At 50.2% G+C, this 16,091-nt stretch carries 11 protein-coding genes, 1 tRNA gene and 1 CRISPR repeat array; all 12 genes read left to right on the top strand.

Annotated features, from left to right (window positions below; all coding sequences use genetic code 11):
* Positions 1-94: 94 nt before the first annotated feature.
* The 12 genes from EDM60_RS04840 to EDM60_RS04895 all read left to right on the top strand — a co-directional run bounded on the left by EDM60_RS04840 (position 95) and on the right by EDM60_RS04895 (position 16,074).
* Entirely contained in the window at positions 95-1,180 is a 1,086-nt protein-coding gene (locus tag EDM60_RS04840; protein ID WP_122962938.1) for an ankyrin repeat domain-containing protein, read from the top strand.
* Between the two features lie 427 nt (positions 1,181-1,607).
* Positions 1,608-1,683 (top strand) — tRNA-Ala (locus EDM60_RS04845).
* Between the two features lie 510 nt (positions 1,684-2,193).
* Positions 2,194-2,628: a DoxX family protein gene (locus EDM60_RS04850; RefSeq protein WP_122962939.1), complete on the top strand. Its 435-nt coding sequence runs from the start codon at positions 2,194-2,196 to the stop codon at positions 2,626-2,628.
* 445 nt (positions 2,629-3,073) lie between these two features.
* Positions 3,074-5,332 (top strand): CRISPR-associated helicase Cas3', encoded by a 2,259-nt coding sequence (gene cas3 / locus EDM60_RS04855; RefSeq protein WP_122962940.1) that lies wholly within the window; start codon positions 3,074-3,076, stop codon positions 5,330-5,332.
* 15 nt (positions 5,333-5,347) lie between these two features.
* Positions 5,348-5,995, top strand: a complete 648-nt coding sequence (gene cas5c / locus EDM60_RS04860) for a type I-C CRISPR-associated protein Cas5c (protein WP_122962941.1) — start codon at positions 5,348-5,350, stop codon at positions 5,993-5,995.
* Positions 5,992-7,848: a type I-C CRISPR-associated protein Cas8c/Csd1 gene (gene cas8c, locus EDM60_RS04865; protein ID WP_122962942.1), complete on the top strand. Its 1,857-nt coding sequence runs from the start codon at positions 5,992-5,994 to the stop codon at positions 7,846-7,848. Before cas5c ends, cas8c begins: the two co-directional genes overlap by 4 nt.
* 32 nt (positions 7,849-7,880) lie before the next feature.
* Positions 7,881-8,762 (top strand): type I-C CRISPR-associated protein Cas7/Csd2, encoded by an 882-nt coding sequence (cas7c, locus tag EDM60_RS04870; RefSeq protein WP_122962943.1) that lies wholly within the window; start codon positions 7,881-7,883, stop codon positions 8,760-8,762.
* Positions 8,763-8,768: 6 nt separating this feature from the next.
* Positions 8,769-9,461, top strand: a complete 693-nt coding sequence (cas4, locus tag EDM60_RS04875) for a CRISPR-associated protein Cas4 (RefSeq protein ID WP_208715191.1) — start codon at positions 8,769-8,771, stop codon at positions 9,459-9,461.
* Entirely contained in the window at positions 9,458-10,489 is a 1,032-nt protein-coding gene (gene cas1c / locus EDM60_RS04880; protein ID WP_063229213.1) for a type I-C CRISPR-associated endonuclease Cas1c, read from the top strand. Before cas4 ends, cas1c begins: the two co-directional genes overlap by 4 nt.
* Before the next feature lie 12 nt (positions 10,490-10,501).
* A complete protein-coding gene (gene cas2, locus EDM60_RS04885; RefSeq protein WP_122962944.1) occupies positions 10,502-10,792 on the top strand; it encodes a CRISPR-associated endonuclease Cas2 in 291 nt (96 codons plus the stop codon).
* Positions 10,793-10,977: 185 nt separating this feature from the next.
* Positions 10,978-13,055: a CRISPR direct-repeat array (repeat unit 32 nt; unit sequence GTCGCCTGTCGTAGGCAGGCGTGGATTGAAAC).
* A gap of 881 nt (positions 13,056-13,936) precedes the next feature.
* Positions 13,937-14,776 (top strand): Ig-like domain-containing protein, encoded by an 840-nt coding sequence (locus EDM60_RS04890; protein WP_122962945.1) that lies wholly within the window; start codon positions 13,937-13,939, stop codon positions 14,774-14,776.
* A gap of 482 nt (positions 14,777-15,258) precedes the next feature.
* A complete protein-coding gene (locus EDM60_RS04895) occupies positions 15,259-16,074 on the top strand; it encodes a MerR family transcriptional regulator (protein WP_122962946.1) in 816 nt (271 codons plus the stop codon).
* The last annotated feature ends 17 nt before the right edge of the window (positions 16,075-16,091 follow it).

The following is a 16,091-nucleotide window of genomic DNA, read 5'->3' on the forward strand; positions in this document are numbered from 1 at the left end:
ATAGAAGCATTAGCTCCAGGGGGTGTCTCATCAGCCGAGTATTCGGCAGGAGACCCCCTTTTTTTAGGGAAAAGAGAAAAGGGAGGGGCCACACATGCCCAAGATCAAGGACTTAGGGAATTTTGAGGTGTTGCCAGAGATTGCAGCGCACATTTACGAAGGAAATGTCGACGCTTTGCAGGCAGCCTTGGCAGCCGGCTGGGATCTGGAAAAAGAAATCGTCTTGAGCCAATACACGACAGTAAGCCCGCTGGAGTTGGCGTTAATGGCGGAGAAGCTGGAAGTAGTCAAGCTTCTCGTCGAACACGGCGCCAACCTCAATGCGAAAGAGAAGCCTGCTTTTTTGCTGGCTGTCCGCTATTGCAAAGAAAACATCGTTCGCTATATCGCAGAGCAAGGCGCCCGCATGGATATGCTGAACCGGGTCAAATCCGGCGCATATGAGCAAGCCTACTACGGCCAAAAAAGCAATATCCCGCTGATCCACGAGCTCGGTCTGAACATCAGACAGCACGCGGGAGAGGTGCTGCGCAAGGCCGCAGCGGACAACGACCGCAAAACAATCGATTACTTGCTGGAGCATGGCGTAGACATCAACTACAATCAGCCAGACATGGTCTATCCGTACAAGGCAACACCGCTGACCGTCGCAACCCGCATGGGCAACGTCGGCATGGTCAAATACTTGGTCGAGCGCGGCGCAGACGTCACCCTCGCGGAAAAAGGCGGCGAGCGCCCTTACACGATTGCCGTCAGCAACAAGCAGGACGAACTGGCCGCCTATTTAAAATCGTTGGAGCCCGCCGAGCTGCATGATCTGGAGAACAGAAAATACGAACTGCAAAAGCACAAGCTGTCCGCCGAGCTAATCGCCTTCCTCACCGGAGACAACTTGCACGTGAAGCTTGCAGACAATGATTTCGAGATAAAGCACATCGATTTTTTGTCCCTGACAGATACAGTCGAAATGAAAATCGGTCGCAAAAAGCTGCTGCGCATCTCCGCCTGCGTCGACAACTACTCCGGTCTGGTTTTGGTATGGAACCCACAGAAAAAAGGCATGATCGGCTGCTACGACGAGGAGCACCAGGAATATGCCGACCTGGCCAGCTTTGCAGAATTTATGAAGCGGCCGGAGGTTTATTTGATGAAGTTTATGGAGGGGGAGTTGGGAGAGTAGGGCGTGGGAAGAGAGAGGGAGGCAGGTAAGGGGTCTGGGGAGTAAATGTTTGCGGCTTGGTGGGGTGAGTCAGAGAGAGCAACTGGGGCGGAAGGGTCACCCACCAGTTTTGCCCCCTATTCCTCTTCGCCACTCGGCTGCTCCCCAAAAAGAAAGCACGATTAGCACAGCTGACACACCATCAGGTCATCAAACTAACGACTCCCTTCTTTAAATGAAAAGGCGAAGGAATGGCCGAAGGATTTTTCAAAAGGAGTGGGAATTTTTCCTGTTTTTTCGCTTGCAGTGTAAACGGGCGGTGTGCTATACTTAGAGCACTGAGGCAGTAATATCGCTGAAGAATACATAATGGGGCATTAGCTCAGCTGGGAGTCCGAGCTGGTCAAATGTACTACCAAAAAATGAATACCAGCTTTAATTTTATCGTGGGGGCATAGCTCAGCTGGGAGAGTGCTTGACTGGCAGTCAAGAGGTCAGGGGTTCGATCCCCCTTGTCTCCACCATACTTAATCGTCAAAACGGCAGAGATGCCGTTTTTTTGTTGTGATTCAAACGTTCTATGAGCATATCTTAGGAACCTAAAATAGCATGGTTCCCTAAAATACTTCAATTTTATGAGGAGAAGAAAAGCGCAATGATAAATATCTCCAAAAAAGAAATTGCCTATTTACAAACCGACGGTCGGTATTTTATAATTGGCATATAGACACCAAGTGCCCGGCATAAAGATAAAAACTAGCCTGGTTAGCCGTACTTATTCCGTTGCAGCTCAGAATGATTCGCTACGGCTTCCACCACATCAAAAGCGGCAAAATCTCCAAGGAGTATCGTGAGACTTCTCGCTCTTGGGCAGTTTTCGGCATCGCCATTACGGCGACCGCCCATCGTGATGGTTGATAGTATACCTCTTGGCAGTGACAGGCTTCTAAAAAGCTGGGACAACAACGAATAGAACAAGGGTCTGACCCTCGTCACGTTCCTTTATAAGCAGATTCCTAAAGGGAGAGATGAAAATGGTGCCTTTTTACGTGCTTGTCGGAGCTTTTCTGCTGTTCAAGATTCTCGGGCTAATCGGCTTGTCTTATTTCGAAGGGTGGCATTCCTCGCTTCAGGGAGCGGTAGCCGTTATGCTGCTGCTTACCGCTTCTGCCCACTGGGGGGCAAAACGTCCTGACCTAATCCGCATGGTTCCGCCGATTTTTCCGAAGCCAGGTTGGATCGTGACAGCTACCGGGTTGCTGGAAATTGCCGGAGCCATCGGCATTCTGTTCCCTGCGACCTCTCAGGCGGCTTCCATAGGCTTGGCAGTGCTGCTGGTGGCGATGTTCCCAGCCAATGTGCGTGCGGCCAGAGAGTCCTTAACGATTGGGGGGAGACCTGTACCTAAGCTACTTCTTCGTACAGTGCTTCAGTTCGTCTTTTTAGCAGCAGTCCTGTTGGCGGGGTAAACTTGTGGGGTGCATAACTTTCTCACTATAATAAAACGATGTTCCAGGTGCCTCGTTCATTATGTGTCGTTTAGTTTGTTTCGGATTTATGGGGAGTGAAACAAACTATTGTGGGAGAGCGCATCGCTGGCAATGTAGAGGTAAGCGGTTCGATCCGGCTATGTTCCATCATAATGTTAACTACGGAAACGGCAGAGATGCCGTTTTTTATTGTAAATAAAGGAGTATCAAGTTTGACGTAAATTCGAAGCTCTAACAAATGGGTGGGGCTAGAAATGGTTTGGGTGCCGCAATTTGTACCATAATCTATCATTTGTGTAAAAATAATTAAATTTAAAAGGAATGAGACTTTAGGCGTAGAAATGTTCATTTAATCCTGTTACAGTTTGCTACAAATTCCAACAATAATATCTATGTGCATCCCTTTTTTGACAGGAGGAGATCCATGGAATTTTACGCCCACAGCAAGGACAACGGAGATTATCAGCTATTGAAGATCCATTTGGAAGCGGTTGCGGAAAGGTGCAAAAGCAACGCGGATATATTTGGACTAGGCCAATTGGGCTATATAATCGGCCTCATGCATGATGTCGGCAAATATTCAGAGCTTTTCCAGGAACGGGTGAGAGGGAAAAATGTGCGGGTAGATCATTCTACTGCGGGAGCGAAATGGATGCTGGACAAGCAGTCGTACAGCAGGCACATTGGAACGAGCGGTGCGGCCGCATATTTGGCGACGCTGGCTGCGATGTCTATTTCTGGTCATCATGGCGGCCTGCAAAACTACGGTACTCGGGACGAAGAGGGTTCATTCAAGAAGCGCGTGTCCAAGAGCGATGCCGAAATTCCGTCATGGTCTTCCGCATGGGACGAAATACAAGTTCCGTTGGGTAAGGTACCGATTCCACCAGTCTTTCAACCGGAGCTGCTGCTGAAGCATAAGCACCTTTTAGCTTGGAAATACAGTTTTCTTGGCAGAATGCTGTATTCCTGCTTAGTCGATGCGGATTCTATCGATACGAGAGATTTCGCGAGTGATGCCGACCGTCTTATGATACAGGAACGAAATCAACCGTCGATGGAACAATTGCTGGAGCGGTTGAACAATTATCTGCGTCCTTTCAAGCAGGCCGAAGATACCCAAATCAACAGACAGCGCAGGCAAATCCAAGATGTGTGTCGACGGCAGGCCCAGTCGGCCCGAGGACTGTTCTCGCTATCGGTGCCGACGGGCGGCGGCAAGACGCTATCGTCTATGGTTTTCGCCTTGGAGCATGCCAAGGTTTGCAAACTACGCCGCATCATCTATGTCATCCCTTTTACGAGCATAATAGAACAGAATGCGAGAGTGTTTCGGAGGGCGCTTGGTGAAGATGCCGTACTTGAGCATCACAGCAATTTCAATATGGAAGAGTACGAAGAGAATCATGATCCGAAGGAAGCACGGTTGCTCAAGCTGAATTCGGAAAATTGGGATGCTTCTGTTGTCGTCACGACATCTGTTCAGTTTTTTGAATCGTTGTTCTCGAACCGAAGAAGCAAGTGCCGCAAGCTGCACAATATTGCCGGCTCCGTCATCGTGATCGATGAGGCACAGAGTCTTCCGCGAGGCTATGTGATGCCATGTCTGCATGCGATTCAGGAGCTTGTGGAGCATTACCAGTGTTCGGTGGTGCTATGTACGGCAACACAGCCCCCATGGGACAAGCTGGGAGTTCAAACTAAAGAAATTTTGGATGATCCGACACCCGTGCAATTAATGGATATGTTCAAAAGAGTTCAAGTCTCCGTTTACGGTGCAGTCGACGATGCAGTCACTGACGAAACTGTCGTGGACTGGATTGCGGATGCGGGACAAGTCCTTTGTATCGTCAATACGCGCAAGCATGCCAGACTGCTGTTCGAACATCTAAAGTTGCTGCATATAGATGGCATCTATCATTTGAGTGGCCGCATGTGCGCATCCCATCGCCAGAGCATATTGGAGGAGATAAAGAAACGGTTGGCGGCAGGGCTGCCATGTCGCGTCGTATCCACGCAATTAATAGAAGCGGGAGTCGATGTCGACTTCCCTAAGGTGTTTCGGGCGATGGCCGGATTGGATTCCATTGCGCAAGCCGCTGGCAGATGCAATCGCGAAGGGGGGGCGGTACTGGGCGAGGTGCGTGTATTTTACCCGGAGCGGCACGGCATGCCGACAAAAGGTTGGATGAAGGAGACGGCGGCGGAAGCGCAGCATGTACTGCGGTATGAGGGTGACGCGCTTTCGCTGTCAGCCATGCGGAACTATTTTGACCGAATCTATGGATTCAATGACAACACCGTTCTCCAGAAAACGGACGATAAAGGCATCATGGAGCTACTTAGCCTCAAAAATATGAATCTCCAAATTCCGTATGAAGAGATTGCGGATCGATTCCAGTTTATTGATGGTCAGATGCAAAGTATCGTCGTTCCTTATGATGCCAAAGCGACGGAAGCCATTGAGGCATTGAGATACAGTGCTCATCCCGCTGGTATTATGCGCAAGCTGCAGACTTACTCGGTGCAGGTCTATCAATTCGAGCTGGCTGCCATGCTCAGAGCTGATCTGCTTGCGAGCAGCGGTGGCGTTCTTTATTTAACGGAAAGCGCCTATTACAACAAAGAGACGGGCTTGCTTCAGCCTGAGGATTTGGTGGAGCATGAGGTTTTATTATTTTAGGAAGGAGTTGCGTCAATGGGGTATGGGATCAAGTTGAAGGTTTGGGGCGATTATGCTTGCTTTACAAGGCCGGAGATGAAGGTGGAGAGGGTTAGCTACGATGTAATAACGCCATCGGCGGCGCGAGGCATACTGGAGGCCATCCACTGGAAGCCGGCCATACGCTGGATCGTGGACCGGATTCATGTGCTGCAGCCTATCCGCTTCGAGAATATTCGGCGTAATGAGGTGGAAACCAAAGCTTCTGCGCGGAAAGCGGCGATTTACGCCTCGGAGGAGCGGCAGCAGAGAGCGTCCCTGGTGCTTAGAAATGTGGAGTATATCATTGAAGCTCACTTTGAAATGACGGACCGGCGCGGAAGTGAAGAAAGTCCTGAAAAGCATTACAACATTTTTCTGCGAAGAGCGCGGCAGGGTCAGTGCTTCCATCGACCGTATTTTGGGACACGGGAGTTTCCCGTTAGCTTTGAGCTGATAGAGGGAACGCCAACAGTACCTTCCAATCCGCATCAAGGAACCGTTGATCTTGGATACATGCTATACGATCAGTCCTTCCAATTGGATGAGAAGGGGGAGGTCAAGGAGGTAACGCCGTATTTCTTCCGGGCTCAAATGGTGGATGGAGTTATCAGCGTTCCGAGTCCCCGGGAGGTGATCGGATGATTTTACAGGCGCTTCATTCTTATTATCATATTTTGCTGGGGCAGGACGGCGATAACATGCCAAGGGAAGGCTACTCCGCAGCTGACGTTTCGTTCGAAGTGCATCTGGATGAGAGCGGTACGGTTGTTGACGTTATTTCTTATGTGAACGAGAAGGGGAAGCCGATCAAGAGAACCTTTAATGTGCCAGAGCAGGTGAAGCGATCTGTGAATGTCTTCCCCTATTTTCTCTGCGACAAGGCAGACTATTTGTTCGGGGCGGCGCTTTCGCTGCGGGAAACGTGTCGCAAAGAGCTGCAGTCGCTCTGGCGCAAGGTGCTGGCTTATGCGGATACGGATGCCGATGCGCCGGAGTTGGAGGCTTTGTTGCGCTTCATAGAATGGGATACGGAGGAATTGGCAGGACAGTTCGAAAGGTTGCTAAGAGAGGATGTACGCACATTGCTTTCGTCAGGCGGACTGTGCGTGCTGAAGTATGCGCCAACAGGCCGCTTCTTGCAAGACAACCGTTTGCTGCAGAAGGCGTGGGAGCGCTATTTGAAGGCACAGGCCGATACGGACCACTCCGATGTGACGCAGAGATGTCTTGTATCCGGTGAAACTGTATCCGTAGGAGAAATTGCGCGGTTGCACCCCAACATCAAAAATGTAGTCGGAGCCCAATCATCAGGAGCAGCACTTGTATCGTTCAACAAAGATTCGTTTATCTCCTTCGGCAGGGAGAAGTCGTTTAATGCGCCTACTTCGAAGAAAGCGGCCGATGCTTACGGTTATGTGCTGAACAAATTGCTTGCCGATCCCAGGCACCGCGTCAGAATGAACGATATGACAGTTGTGTTCTGGGCGGAGTCGTCGCTCGATCATGAGCAGATCTTCCTGGCAAGCCTGATGCAGGAGTATCAAGGCGACGGGGATGGAGAGAACGGGCAGCCGCCCGATCCCGACAGCGTGCGCGAGCGGGTGAAAAGTGCGATGTCCCGAGTGCGGAACGGCCAGGAGTTTCGGGATACATTCGGGGATTTACATTTTGAGACAACGTTTTACGTGTTGGGAATATCGCCTAATGCAGCGCGTTTGTCCATTCGTTTCTTCTACAAAGGTACGCTTGGGGAGATCGGGGAGCGAGTGTGGCGCCATTACAAGGATCTTGCCATTGTCGGTCTGGATCGAACGCCAACGGTGCGGCAATTGTTGAAGGAGCTGGCCGTCGGTCATGACTGGAGCAACATCCCGCCCAATATGGAAGGCCAGATGCTCCGCTCGATCCTGCAAGGACTGCCGTATTCGAAGGCGGTGTTCGCCCAGCTGATGAATCGCGTCAGGGTGGATTCGGACGATCCGCGCAAAGGATTGTACAAAATTGGCAGCATTCGGGCGGCGATGATCAAGGCATATTTGCTTCGAGCTTACCGGAGCAACCAAGACAAGACGATGGAAGGAGAATTGTCAGTGGCGGAAAATAAAGATTCTACGAACGTGGCGTACAATTTGGGAAGGCTGTTCGCTTGCTTGGAGAAGACACAGGCGAGCGCATTAGGAGCAGGCATTAACGCAACGATTCGCGACCGTTTCTGGGGAGCGGCATCGGCTTCCCCGGCTAATGTATTTCCACGGCTGCTTTATCTGGCCCAGCATCATGTGTCTAAGGACGAGAAATGGGGCGGCTACAACAACCATTTGATACAGGATGTGATGGGTTCGCTGCCGGACCGTTTCCCCCGCCGTCTCACATTGGAGGAGCAGGGCATATTTGCCATCGGCTATTATCATAAGCGGCAAAGCTTCTATACATCTTCATCATCGGAGCCTGCGGATGCGTTGCAGCAGGTTGAGCAGACGGAGACGCACGAATAGCACTATATATTTGGAAAGAGAGGGATTTGATTATGCCGGAAAAAACACCGCTTTCAAAACGGTATGAATTTGTGCTGTTGTTCGATGTAGAAAACGGAAATCCGAATGGCGACCCAGATGCAGGCAACCTGCCACGCATTGATCCAGAGACTGGTTGCGGGCTTGTAACAGATGTGTCCATCAAGCGTAAAGTGCGCAACTATATTGAACTGGCGCAGGGTGATCGGGATTCATACGGTATTTATGTCAAGGAAGCCGCTGTGCTGAACAATTTGAACAAAGAAGCCTTCCTCCATCATCCGGACATGGAATTGAAGGACAACAAGCCGGACAAGATGGCCGCTAAGAAAAGAGAGGACCAGCAGACGCTAGCTCGCTGGATGTGCGACAAGTACTACGATATTCGCGCTTTCGGCGCGGTCATGACGACCGGAGTCAATTGCGGGCAAGTGCGCGGACCAGTGCAGTTCAGCTTTGCGCGGAGCATCGATCCAATCTCGCCGATGGATGTTACGATTACGCGGATGGCGGTGACGAACGAGAAGGACGCGGAGAAGGAGCGCACGATGGGACGCAAGAGCATCGTTCCGTACGGACTGTACAGAATGGAAGGCTTTATTTCCGCGCCGTTGGCGAATCAGACGAATTTTGGTGAAGAGGACCTGGAGCTGCTGTGGAGTGCGCTTGTCAACATGTTCGACCATGACCGCTCGGCTGCAAGGGGCAAGATGGCTGCACAGAAGCTGATCGTATTCGAGCATGAGACCCGGCTGGGCAACGCGCCGGCGCATAAGCTGTTCCAACTCGTCCAGGTATACCGCAAGCCGGGATCGGATATTCCTCGCTCTTTCGACGATTATGTCGTTGATATTTACGCGGCTCCTGACGGGGTTCGTATTTTGGAAAAGCTGTAGGTTCATATGACGGTTACGGCATTGGAACCTGACGATTATCTGATGCTGTCGGGCATTCAGCATTTCGCCTTTTGCCCTAGACAGTGGGCGCTTATTCATGTGGAGCAACAGTGGAAAGAAAATGTGCTGACGACAGAAGGCAACGATGTGCATCGTATGGTGGACGATCCGCAATTTGACGAGACGCGGGGAGACAAAAGGGTGGTGCGTTCTATGCCGCTTGTATCCGAGGCTTTGCGCGTTCGTGGGACGGCGGATATGGTGGAATTTAGACGGCAGGAGCAGCCTTCGTCGGCAACGGTTGTGCTGGAAGGGCGTGCAGGCTATTGGTCGGTCATACCGGTGGAGTATAAACGGGGTAAGCCGAAGAGAGATGACCGCGATGCGCTTCAGCTATGCGCGCAGGCAATTTGTCTGGAGGAAATGCTGGGTGTATCCATTTCTGAGGGAGAAATATTTTATCACGAGGTCAGGAAGCGCGAGAAGATTGAACTTACCTCTGGACTGCGGGAGCGCGTAGCGAAAATTACGGTTGAAATGACGAAAATGCATGCGGAGTCACGGACGCCCAAGGCGGTGTACAAGACGCATTGCCGCCAATGCTCGCTTGTATCGTTATGCCAGCCGAAGTGGAGCAGCAGAGGTGCAAAGTCGGCTGCCGCTTATGTGGAGCAGTGGATCGGAGGGCATAGACAATGAGGCGATTGTTGAACACCTTGTATATCACGATGGAAAATGCCTATCTGAGGGCGAGAGGCGAAACACTGCTTGTAAGCGCTGAAGGCGTCAAGGAATTGCAGGTGCCGCGAATTAATTTGGAGTCGATTGTTATTTTTGGCTATGTCGGCGTCAGTCCGGAAGCGATGAACTTATGTGTGGACAACGGAATTTCACTTGTGTTTCTGACGCCCTCGGGCCGGTTCAAGGCACGGGTGACGGGTGAGGTATCCGGCAATATTCACCTGCGGCGTACGCAGTACCGCTGGTGCGACAGGGAGGACCAGTCGCTGCTGCTGGCGAAACGGTTCATCTATTCCAAGCTTGTCAATGCAAGAGTGTCCGTTAAGCGTACGCTCCGTGACTACGCAGAACGTATTCAGGCGGAACATTGTCAGTCAGTTGTGACGTGGCTGGATCGGCAAATGAGGGAAGTCGTGAAGGCAAAGTCACTGGATGAACTGCGAGGAATCGAAGGACTGGCGGCGCGGCATTATTTTTCGGTGTTGCCAGAGCAAATTTTGGCAAATAAAGAGGACTTCGAGTTTAGGGGCCGAGTGAAACGTCCTCCTCGGGACCGGGTGAACGCACTGCTATCATTTCTGTACACGTTGCTTGCGAATGATGTTACTCATGCACTGGAGACGGTCGGACTTGATCCTCAGGCCGGATATTTGCATCGGGATCGTCCGGGGCGGAATGGCCTGGCGTTGGACTTGATGGAGGAGTTTCGGGTCTATATGGCGGATAGAACGGCGCTGACGCTTATCAACCGGAAACAGGTGACCAAGGATGACTTTGTAGAGAAGGAGTCCGGGGCGTTTATATTGATCGATGAGGCCAGAAAGCTTGTTTTGACGGAGTGGCAGCAGAGGAAGCGGGACGAGATTTATCATCCATTTTTTGAAGAGAAGATTGCTGTTGGACTTCTTCCTTACGCGCAAGCGATGTTGTTGGCCAGGTATATGCGTGGCGACCTGGATGATTACCCGCCATTTTTCTGGAAGTAGGAGTGATGTGGGATGATGGTGTTAATTACTTACGATGTGAATACAACCTCTGCTGATGGGCAAAGACGCTTGAGACAGGTTGCCAAAACATGCGAGGACTACGGTCAGCGAGTGCAAAATTCGGTGTTTGAATGTTTGATTGATTCGCAGCAGCTGAAGGAATTGCAGATTAAGCTGAAAAAGACTATAGATCCGGAGATGGACAGCTTGCGCTTCTATCGGATTGGGAGTAATTGGAAAGGTAAGGTTGAACATGTTGGCGCTAAACAAGGGTATGATCCAGAGGGGTTTTTGATGATTTAGCAGTGGATATGGCATTTGCGAACACTAGGCTCACATCGATTTTCAGGGAGGTTCGCAAATGCCTGCCGTTGCTGGGATTCGAGGTGTTTTTGGTATATGCTGCTGCGTATTATGCGACCGTATAAACGAGGTTCGCGGAAATCGCGTGAAATCCCTAGTCAGGACAAAGCTTCCTAGGTATTGCAGTCGCCTGTCGTAGGCAGGCGTGGATTGAAACACCATGGAGACCGAATTGAACTCAATCGACGGAGTCGCCTGTCGTAGGCAGGCGTGGATTGAAACTAATGAAGTCCCGAGCCAAGTCTAATGCGTTTTTCGTCGCCTGTCGTAGGCAGGCGTGGATTGAAACCCAAAGGCCCATGCCCTCAATCAGTATGCGAACGTCGCCTGTCGTAGGCAGGCGTGGATTGAAACGAATGGTACTGAACACCAATGTTGAAGTGGTTTGTCGCCTGTCGTAGGCAGGCGTGGATTGAAACTCCTGCCTGCAGACAAAGGTATGATTACTTCTGGGTCGCCTGTCGTAGGCAGGCGTGGATTGAAACATTCATGGCGCCGGAACATGACGCGAACCCGGAGTCGCCTGTCGTAGGCAGGCGTGGATTGAAACCCTGTTCATTTTTTGCTGTTGTCCACGAATACCCGTCGCCTGTCGTAGGCAGGCGTGGATTGAAACAAGAACACCTTGGAACGGATCACCGTTTTCGTCGGTCGCCTGTCGTAGGCAGGCGTGGATTGAAACACTCCTCATACCTCCCAAACACGATAGCTTCCATCGTCGCCTGTCGTAGGCAGGCGTGGATTGAAACACCGGGCAATCGAGGCAAAGGCTGATGTGGAGAGGTCGCCTGTCGTAGGCAGGCGTGGATTGAAACTTCTGCAAAATAGTCTTCTAGGTAAACACCCAAGTCGCCTGTCGTAGGCAGGCGTGGATTGAAACTTCTCAACCAAGATGATGTGACTCTTACCTTTCGTCGCCTGTCGTAGGCAGGCGTGGATTGAAACCAGTATGTCATGACGCTTTTGCCAAGCATCGGGCGTCGCCTGTCGTAGGCAGGCGTGGATTGAAACGAGTTTACAACTCTCTACGACATTGCCGTCCTCGGTCGCCTGTCGTAGGCAGGCGTGGATTGAAACTCTTCAAAGTACCCGGCCAGCACGCGGCTGCCTTTGTCGCCTGTCGTAGGCAGGCGTGGATTGAAACATCAATAAATTCAAAGATGGAAATGTCGCGTAAGGGTCGCCTGTCGTAGGCAGGCGTGGATTGAAACAACCCGAACGGCTCCAAGGCTTGGGAAAAAACAGTCGCCTGTCGTAGGCAGGCGTGGATTGAAACCAGAACCCACGAAATCGGTTTGACCAGGAACGAGTCGCCTGTCGTAGGCAGGCGTGGATTGAAACGCCAGCTCTTGAATTGTCGTGCGGAAAACTTTTGTGTCGCCTGTCGTAGGCAGGCGTGGATTGAAACTGTTTCTAACATACCGTCCTGATCGGAGTAGACGTCGCCTGTCGTAGGCAGGCGTGGATTGAAACCTTTTAAGGAGTGGGAATGTTGAGGCGGTTCTATGGTCGCCTGTCGTAGGCAGGCGTGGATTGAAACACTTCTTCCGATGATTTTCCTTGTAGGTCTTGCCGTCGCCTGTCGTAGGCAGGCGTGGATTGAAACCACATATCAAAATAACGACTCCCGAAATCGTTACGTCGCCTGTCGTAGGCAGGCGTGGATTGAAACTATCAAAAAACGTTTAGGGGGTTCTCGTCATGTTGGTCGCCTGTCGTAGGCAGGCGTGGATTGAAACTCCGGTCTATGAAATCACTTACGAGAAGGCGCCGGTCGCCTGTCGTAGGCAGGCGTGGATTGAAACGTTCCCAATCCTTATAAAACAATTAAATGCCCTGGTCGCCTGTCGTAGGCAGGCGTGGATTGAAACAGTGGCAAATGCAGCAGGAGCAGGACGGGGCTATCCGTCGCCTGTCGTAGGCAGGCGTGGATTGAAACGATAAAGATTTTCTCGAGCACCATATTGTCAATATTGTCGCCTGTCGTAGGCAGGCGTGGATTGAAACAAGCTCGTTACAAAGAAAAGGCCGCCCGCGGCGAGTCGCCTGTCGTAGGCAGGCGTGGATTGAAACCCAAGTGCTTGGGAATTTGCGTCTTGGATCGCGTCGCCTGTCGTAGGCAGGCGTGGATTGAAACTAATTTGAAGATTCAGATACTTGGACCAGATAAGGTCGCCTGTCGTAGGCAGGCGTGGATTGAAACGGTCATGCCGTTCCCTCCTCTACAACCGCCTTCGCGTCGCCTGTCGTAGGCAGGCGTGATTACTGGAGAATTTGAGGACCTGTTTAGGGCAGTGACACCTGACTCTGGTGGAAGTCCGAACTGGTCAGATGTACTACCAAATACAGAGAAGTTAGCTCAGCTAGTAGACATAGGCCGGTAGTTTGATCTCAATAGTTCACCATTTAACTACGGAAACGGCAGTAATGCTGTTTTACATTTTGTTCATCGCCAATTTTTTGCTTGATCCTAGACTTTTCTGGAAAGTGTACCTGCTTTTTGGGATGGGAAGCTATGGTTGCTCTACATTAACACTCTACTGTATAGCAAAGATGGCTGCGATGCTACTAAGTAGCATATCAATAATGGTTTAGTCCTCGATGTATTGGCAGGAAAGAAGTAGAAGAGCAATTTTCGAATTCTAAATGTAAGATAGTTAATATACGCATTGATATGTATTTTTATTTCATCAACTAACAATCCCATTCTTATACGCCCTCCCAAGTGGGAAAAATCGAGATACCATCACATTATAGCTGCTTATGTAAAAAAATGGACGAGTTTCAAATAGCTCTGTATGCGAATGACAACTTGTCCATTTCACTTTGATAAGCAGTGATTTGATACAGATATCTCATTTGATCTGCTGAGGCTCGATAATTCGAAAATGATAGAATAATTACACGAACTCCTCACGCCTAGCCCCCAAAACTGATTTTTCAGTATTTACTTTTATAGCCGATGAAATCTATGATACAATCAAATTGCCCGTTGTAGGAGTTCTAAAGTCCTAGGAAAGGAGTCCTTCTTTAGTGTTGATGGAACGCCGTGTGCGTTGAAAGGCGCCTGCACGGTGTTGGTCTGTGCAAAAGCCCGTTTTTGGGTTAGCCGGAAATAGCGGACAAGCAATTACAGGAGTAGGTACATCTGCAACAGTTTTACAGATTGGCGAGACAATTACGAGAACAGCAACAACAACAGAACCAGGAACCAAGATTTGGTCATCGAGCAATCCGTCAGTAGCGACTGTGAATGCTTTCACTGGAGTGATCACGGCAGTTTCACCTGGAACGACAACGATCCAATATACAAGTTCTAATGGAGCTGTAAACAGTGTCACTGTGACAGTCTACGCTACAGCGCAAGAAACCAACCCTTCATACTCGGGTACTGGAACGAATGGAAACCTTGCTGAAGGCGATACGGCTATATCCCCGGATCAAACGATCACGGCAGGTTCCGGACAAACCATTACTTGGACATCAAGCAATCCAAGCAAAATTTCAGTCGACACAGAGGGCAAGATTTCGAGGCAAGGTGGAGGCTCGGCAGTGATTAGCTACGTGATTACTGATGATGCTGATCATCATGTGGTACAGAAGGGCTCTGTGACCGTTACCGCTGATTTTGCCATCAACAATGATGTGACATTGACTGCGAAACCTACTGCGATGTTCACAATCGACAGTGCCGCAAAAGTGATTGATGGAAGTGCTGTCTTCTTCAGTGGTTCTACCTATGTCGGATCTGCATTGATGGGTCATCTTGAAGGCCCAGATGGCGCAACGGTCAAGCTGTTCTCTGCTTCTCACGTCGAAAAAGGTTCCTTCGACCTTTTGGAAACAGGAGATTATGTGCTGGTTACAGCAACGGATGGAACGACAACAGCCACATACACGATCTTGTTTGTCACTACCCCATAGTTCTGTTGCATGCACCACAATTCCCCAGGAGAAATCCTGGGTTTTTTCATTTCAAACCGCAGCCCTCAAAACGTTTTAGCAGCCAGAAAACGTATGAGTGAAGGAGGCGCTAGTAGGTTAACCATACTTAAACATCCAAAGCAGCCAAAATGAAGGCTGCTTTTTTCTGTGTCGGGAGCGGCCTGTTTACTTTCAGATAAATGCAGGGGCAATCGCGATACGTTAGAGCAACGAAAGACTCGCGAACAGGATTCTCCTCTGAATGATGCAGGAATCTTGTTGCCAACCTAGTGTCTTCTACTAAAACGGTGAGACGAATGACAGGTTCAGCGGCTCCAGGTAGAAATGGCGAAGACGCAGAAATTCCGGTTTATACGAAAATTTCTCCTAGATCGCTTCCCTTGACTCTCCCCTCAACTGGAACGTTATACTCGGAAAAGACCAGGGAGAGAATAGAATGACCCGTGCAAGGAGATGGATGGATGTTTAAAATCAGCGAGTTTTCAAAAATCAGCCAGGTGTCCGTAAAGACGCTTCGTTACTACGACCAGTTAAATTTGCTCAAGCCGAATCACACCGACCGATTTACAGGTTATCGGTATTATACGGCTGACCAAATGTTTCAACTCAATCGGATTTTGGCCTTTAAAGAACTGGGCTTCTCGTTAGAGCAAATTCGCCAGTTGGTAGGAGAGCAAATCTCGCAAGAACAAATTCGGGGAATGTTTCGGTTGAAGGAAAGCGAGATTTTGTCCAATTTGGCTAAGGAGCAGGCAAAACTGACGCAAATTAAGGAACGGCTGTCTTTCATCGAAAATGAAGGCGAGAATCAAAAGTCGCACGACGTTATTGTAAAGGAAGTCGGGCCTCAACTTGTGCTGTCTTACCGCCAAAAAGCTTCGCTCAAGCAAATTCCGGAGCTTTTCCAACAGGTGGATGATCAATTGGGAAATTCCGTTCAGCCATCTACGCCTCAAATTGTACTTTGGCACGGATGTGAAGAAAGCGAGGACGAAATTGACATGGAAGTGGCACGGCCTCTGACTCTTGATATGCCGAGCCGGCCTCCTTTTACGGTGAAACAATTGCCGGAAGTTCCGATGATGGCTACGCTTATCCACCTTTGCCGGACGACTCGCCCCTGTAGTGCAAGCGCGGTATTGGCAGCGTGGATTGAACGGAACGGATATCGTATGAAAGAGAATGAACCGCGGCGCGAAATTTGTTTGCCGCATGAAAAGTCAAACGATCCGGAAGCTCACGTTGCCGAGTTGCAGGTTGCCATAGAAAGAGCATGAGGAAGTTCATCTGGAGA

The organism is Brevibacillus parabrevis (genome assembly GCF_003710905.1).
GTDB lineage: Bacteria > Bacillota > Bacilli > Brevibacillales > Brevibacillaceae > Brevibacillus > Brevibacillus parabrevis.

Coding starts and splice junctions, on each gene's coding strand:
- EDM60_RS04840 (WP_122962938.1), top strand. CDS start 95: ATGCCCAAGATCAAGGACTTAGGGAATTTTGAGGTGTTGCCAGAGATT.
- EDM60_RS04850 (WP_122962939.1), top strand. CDS start 2,194: ATGGTGCCTTTTTACGTGCTTGTCGGAGCTTTTCTGCTGTTCAAGATT.
- cas3 (WP_122962940.1), top strand. CDS start 3,074: ATGGAATTTTACGCCCACAGCAAGGACAACGGAGATTATCAGCTATTG.
- cas5c (WP_122962941.1), top strand. CDS start 5,348: ATGGGGTATGGGATCAAGTTGAAGGTTTGGGGCGATTATGCTTGCTTT.
- cas8c (WP_122962942.1), top strand. CDS start 5,992: ATGATTTTACAGGCGCTTCATTCTTATTATCATATTTTGCTGGGGCAG.
- cas7c (WP_122962943.1), top strand. CDS start 7,881: ATGCCGGAAAAAACACCGCTTTCAAAACGGTATGAATTTGTGCTGTTG.
- cas4 (WP_208715191.1), top strand. CDS start 8,769: ATGACGGTTACGGCATTGGAACCTGACGATTATCTGATGCTGTCGGGC.
- cas1c (WP_063229213.1), top strand. CDS start 9,458: ATGAGGCGATTGTTGAACACCTTGTATATCACGATGGAAAATGCCTAT.
- cas2 (WP_122962944.1), top strand. CDS start 10,502: ATGATGGTGTTAATTACTTACGATGTGAATACAACCTCTGCTGATGGG.
- EDM60_RS04895 (WP_122962946.1), top strand. CDS start 15,259: ATGTTTAAAATCAGCGAGTTTTCAAAAATCAGCCAGGTGTCCGTAAAG.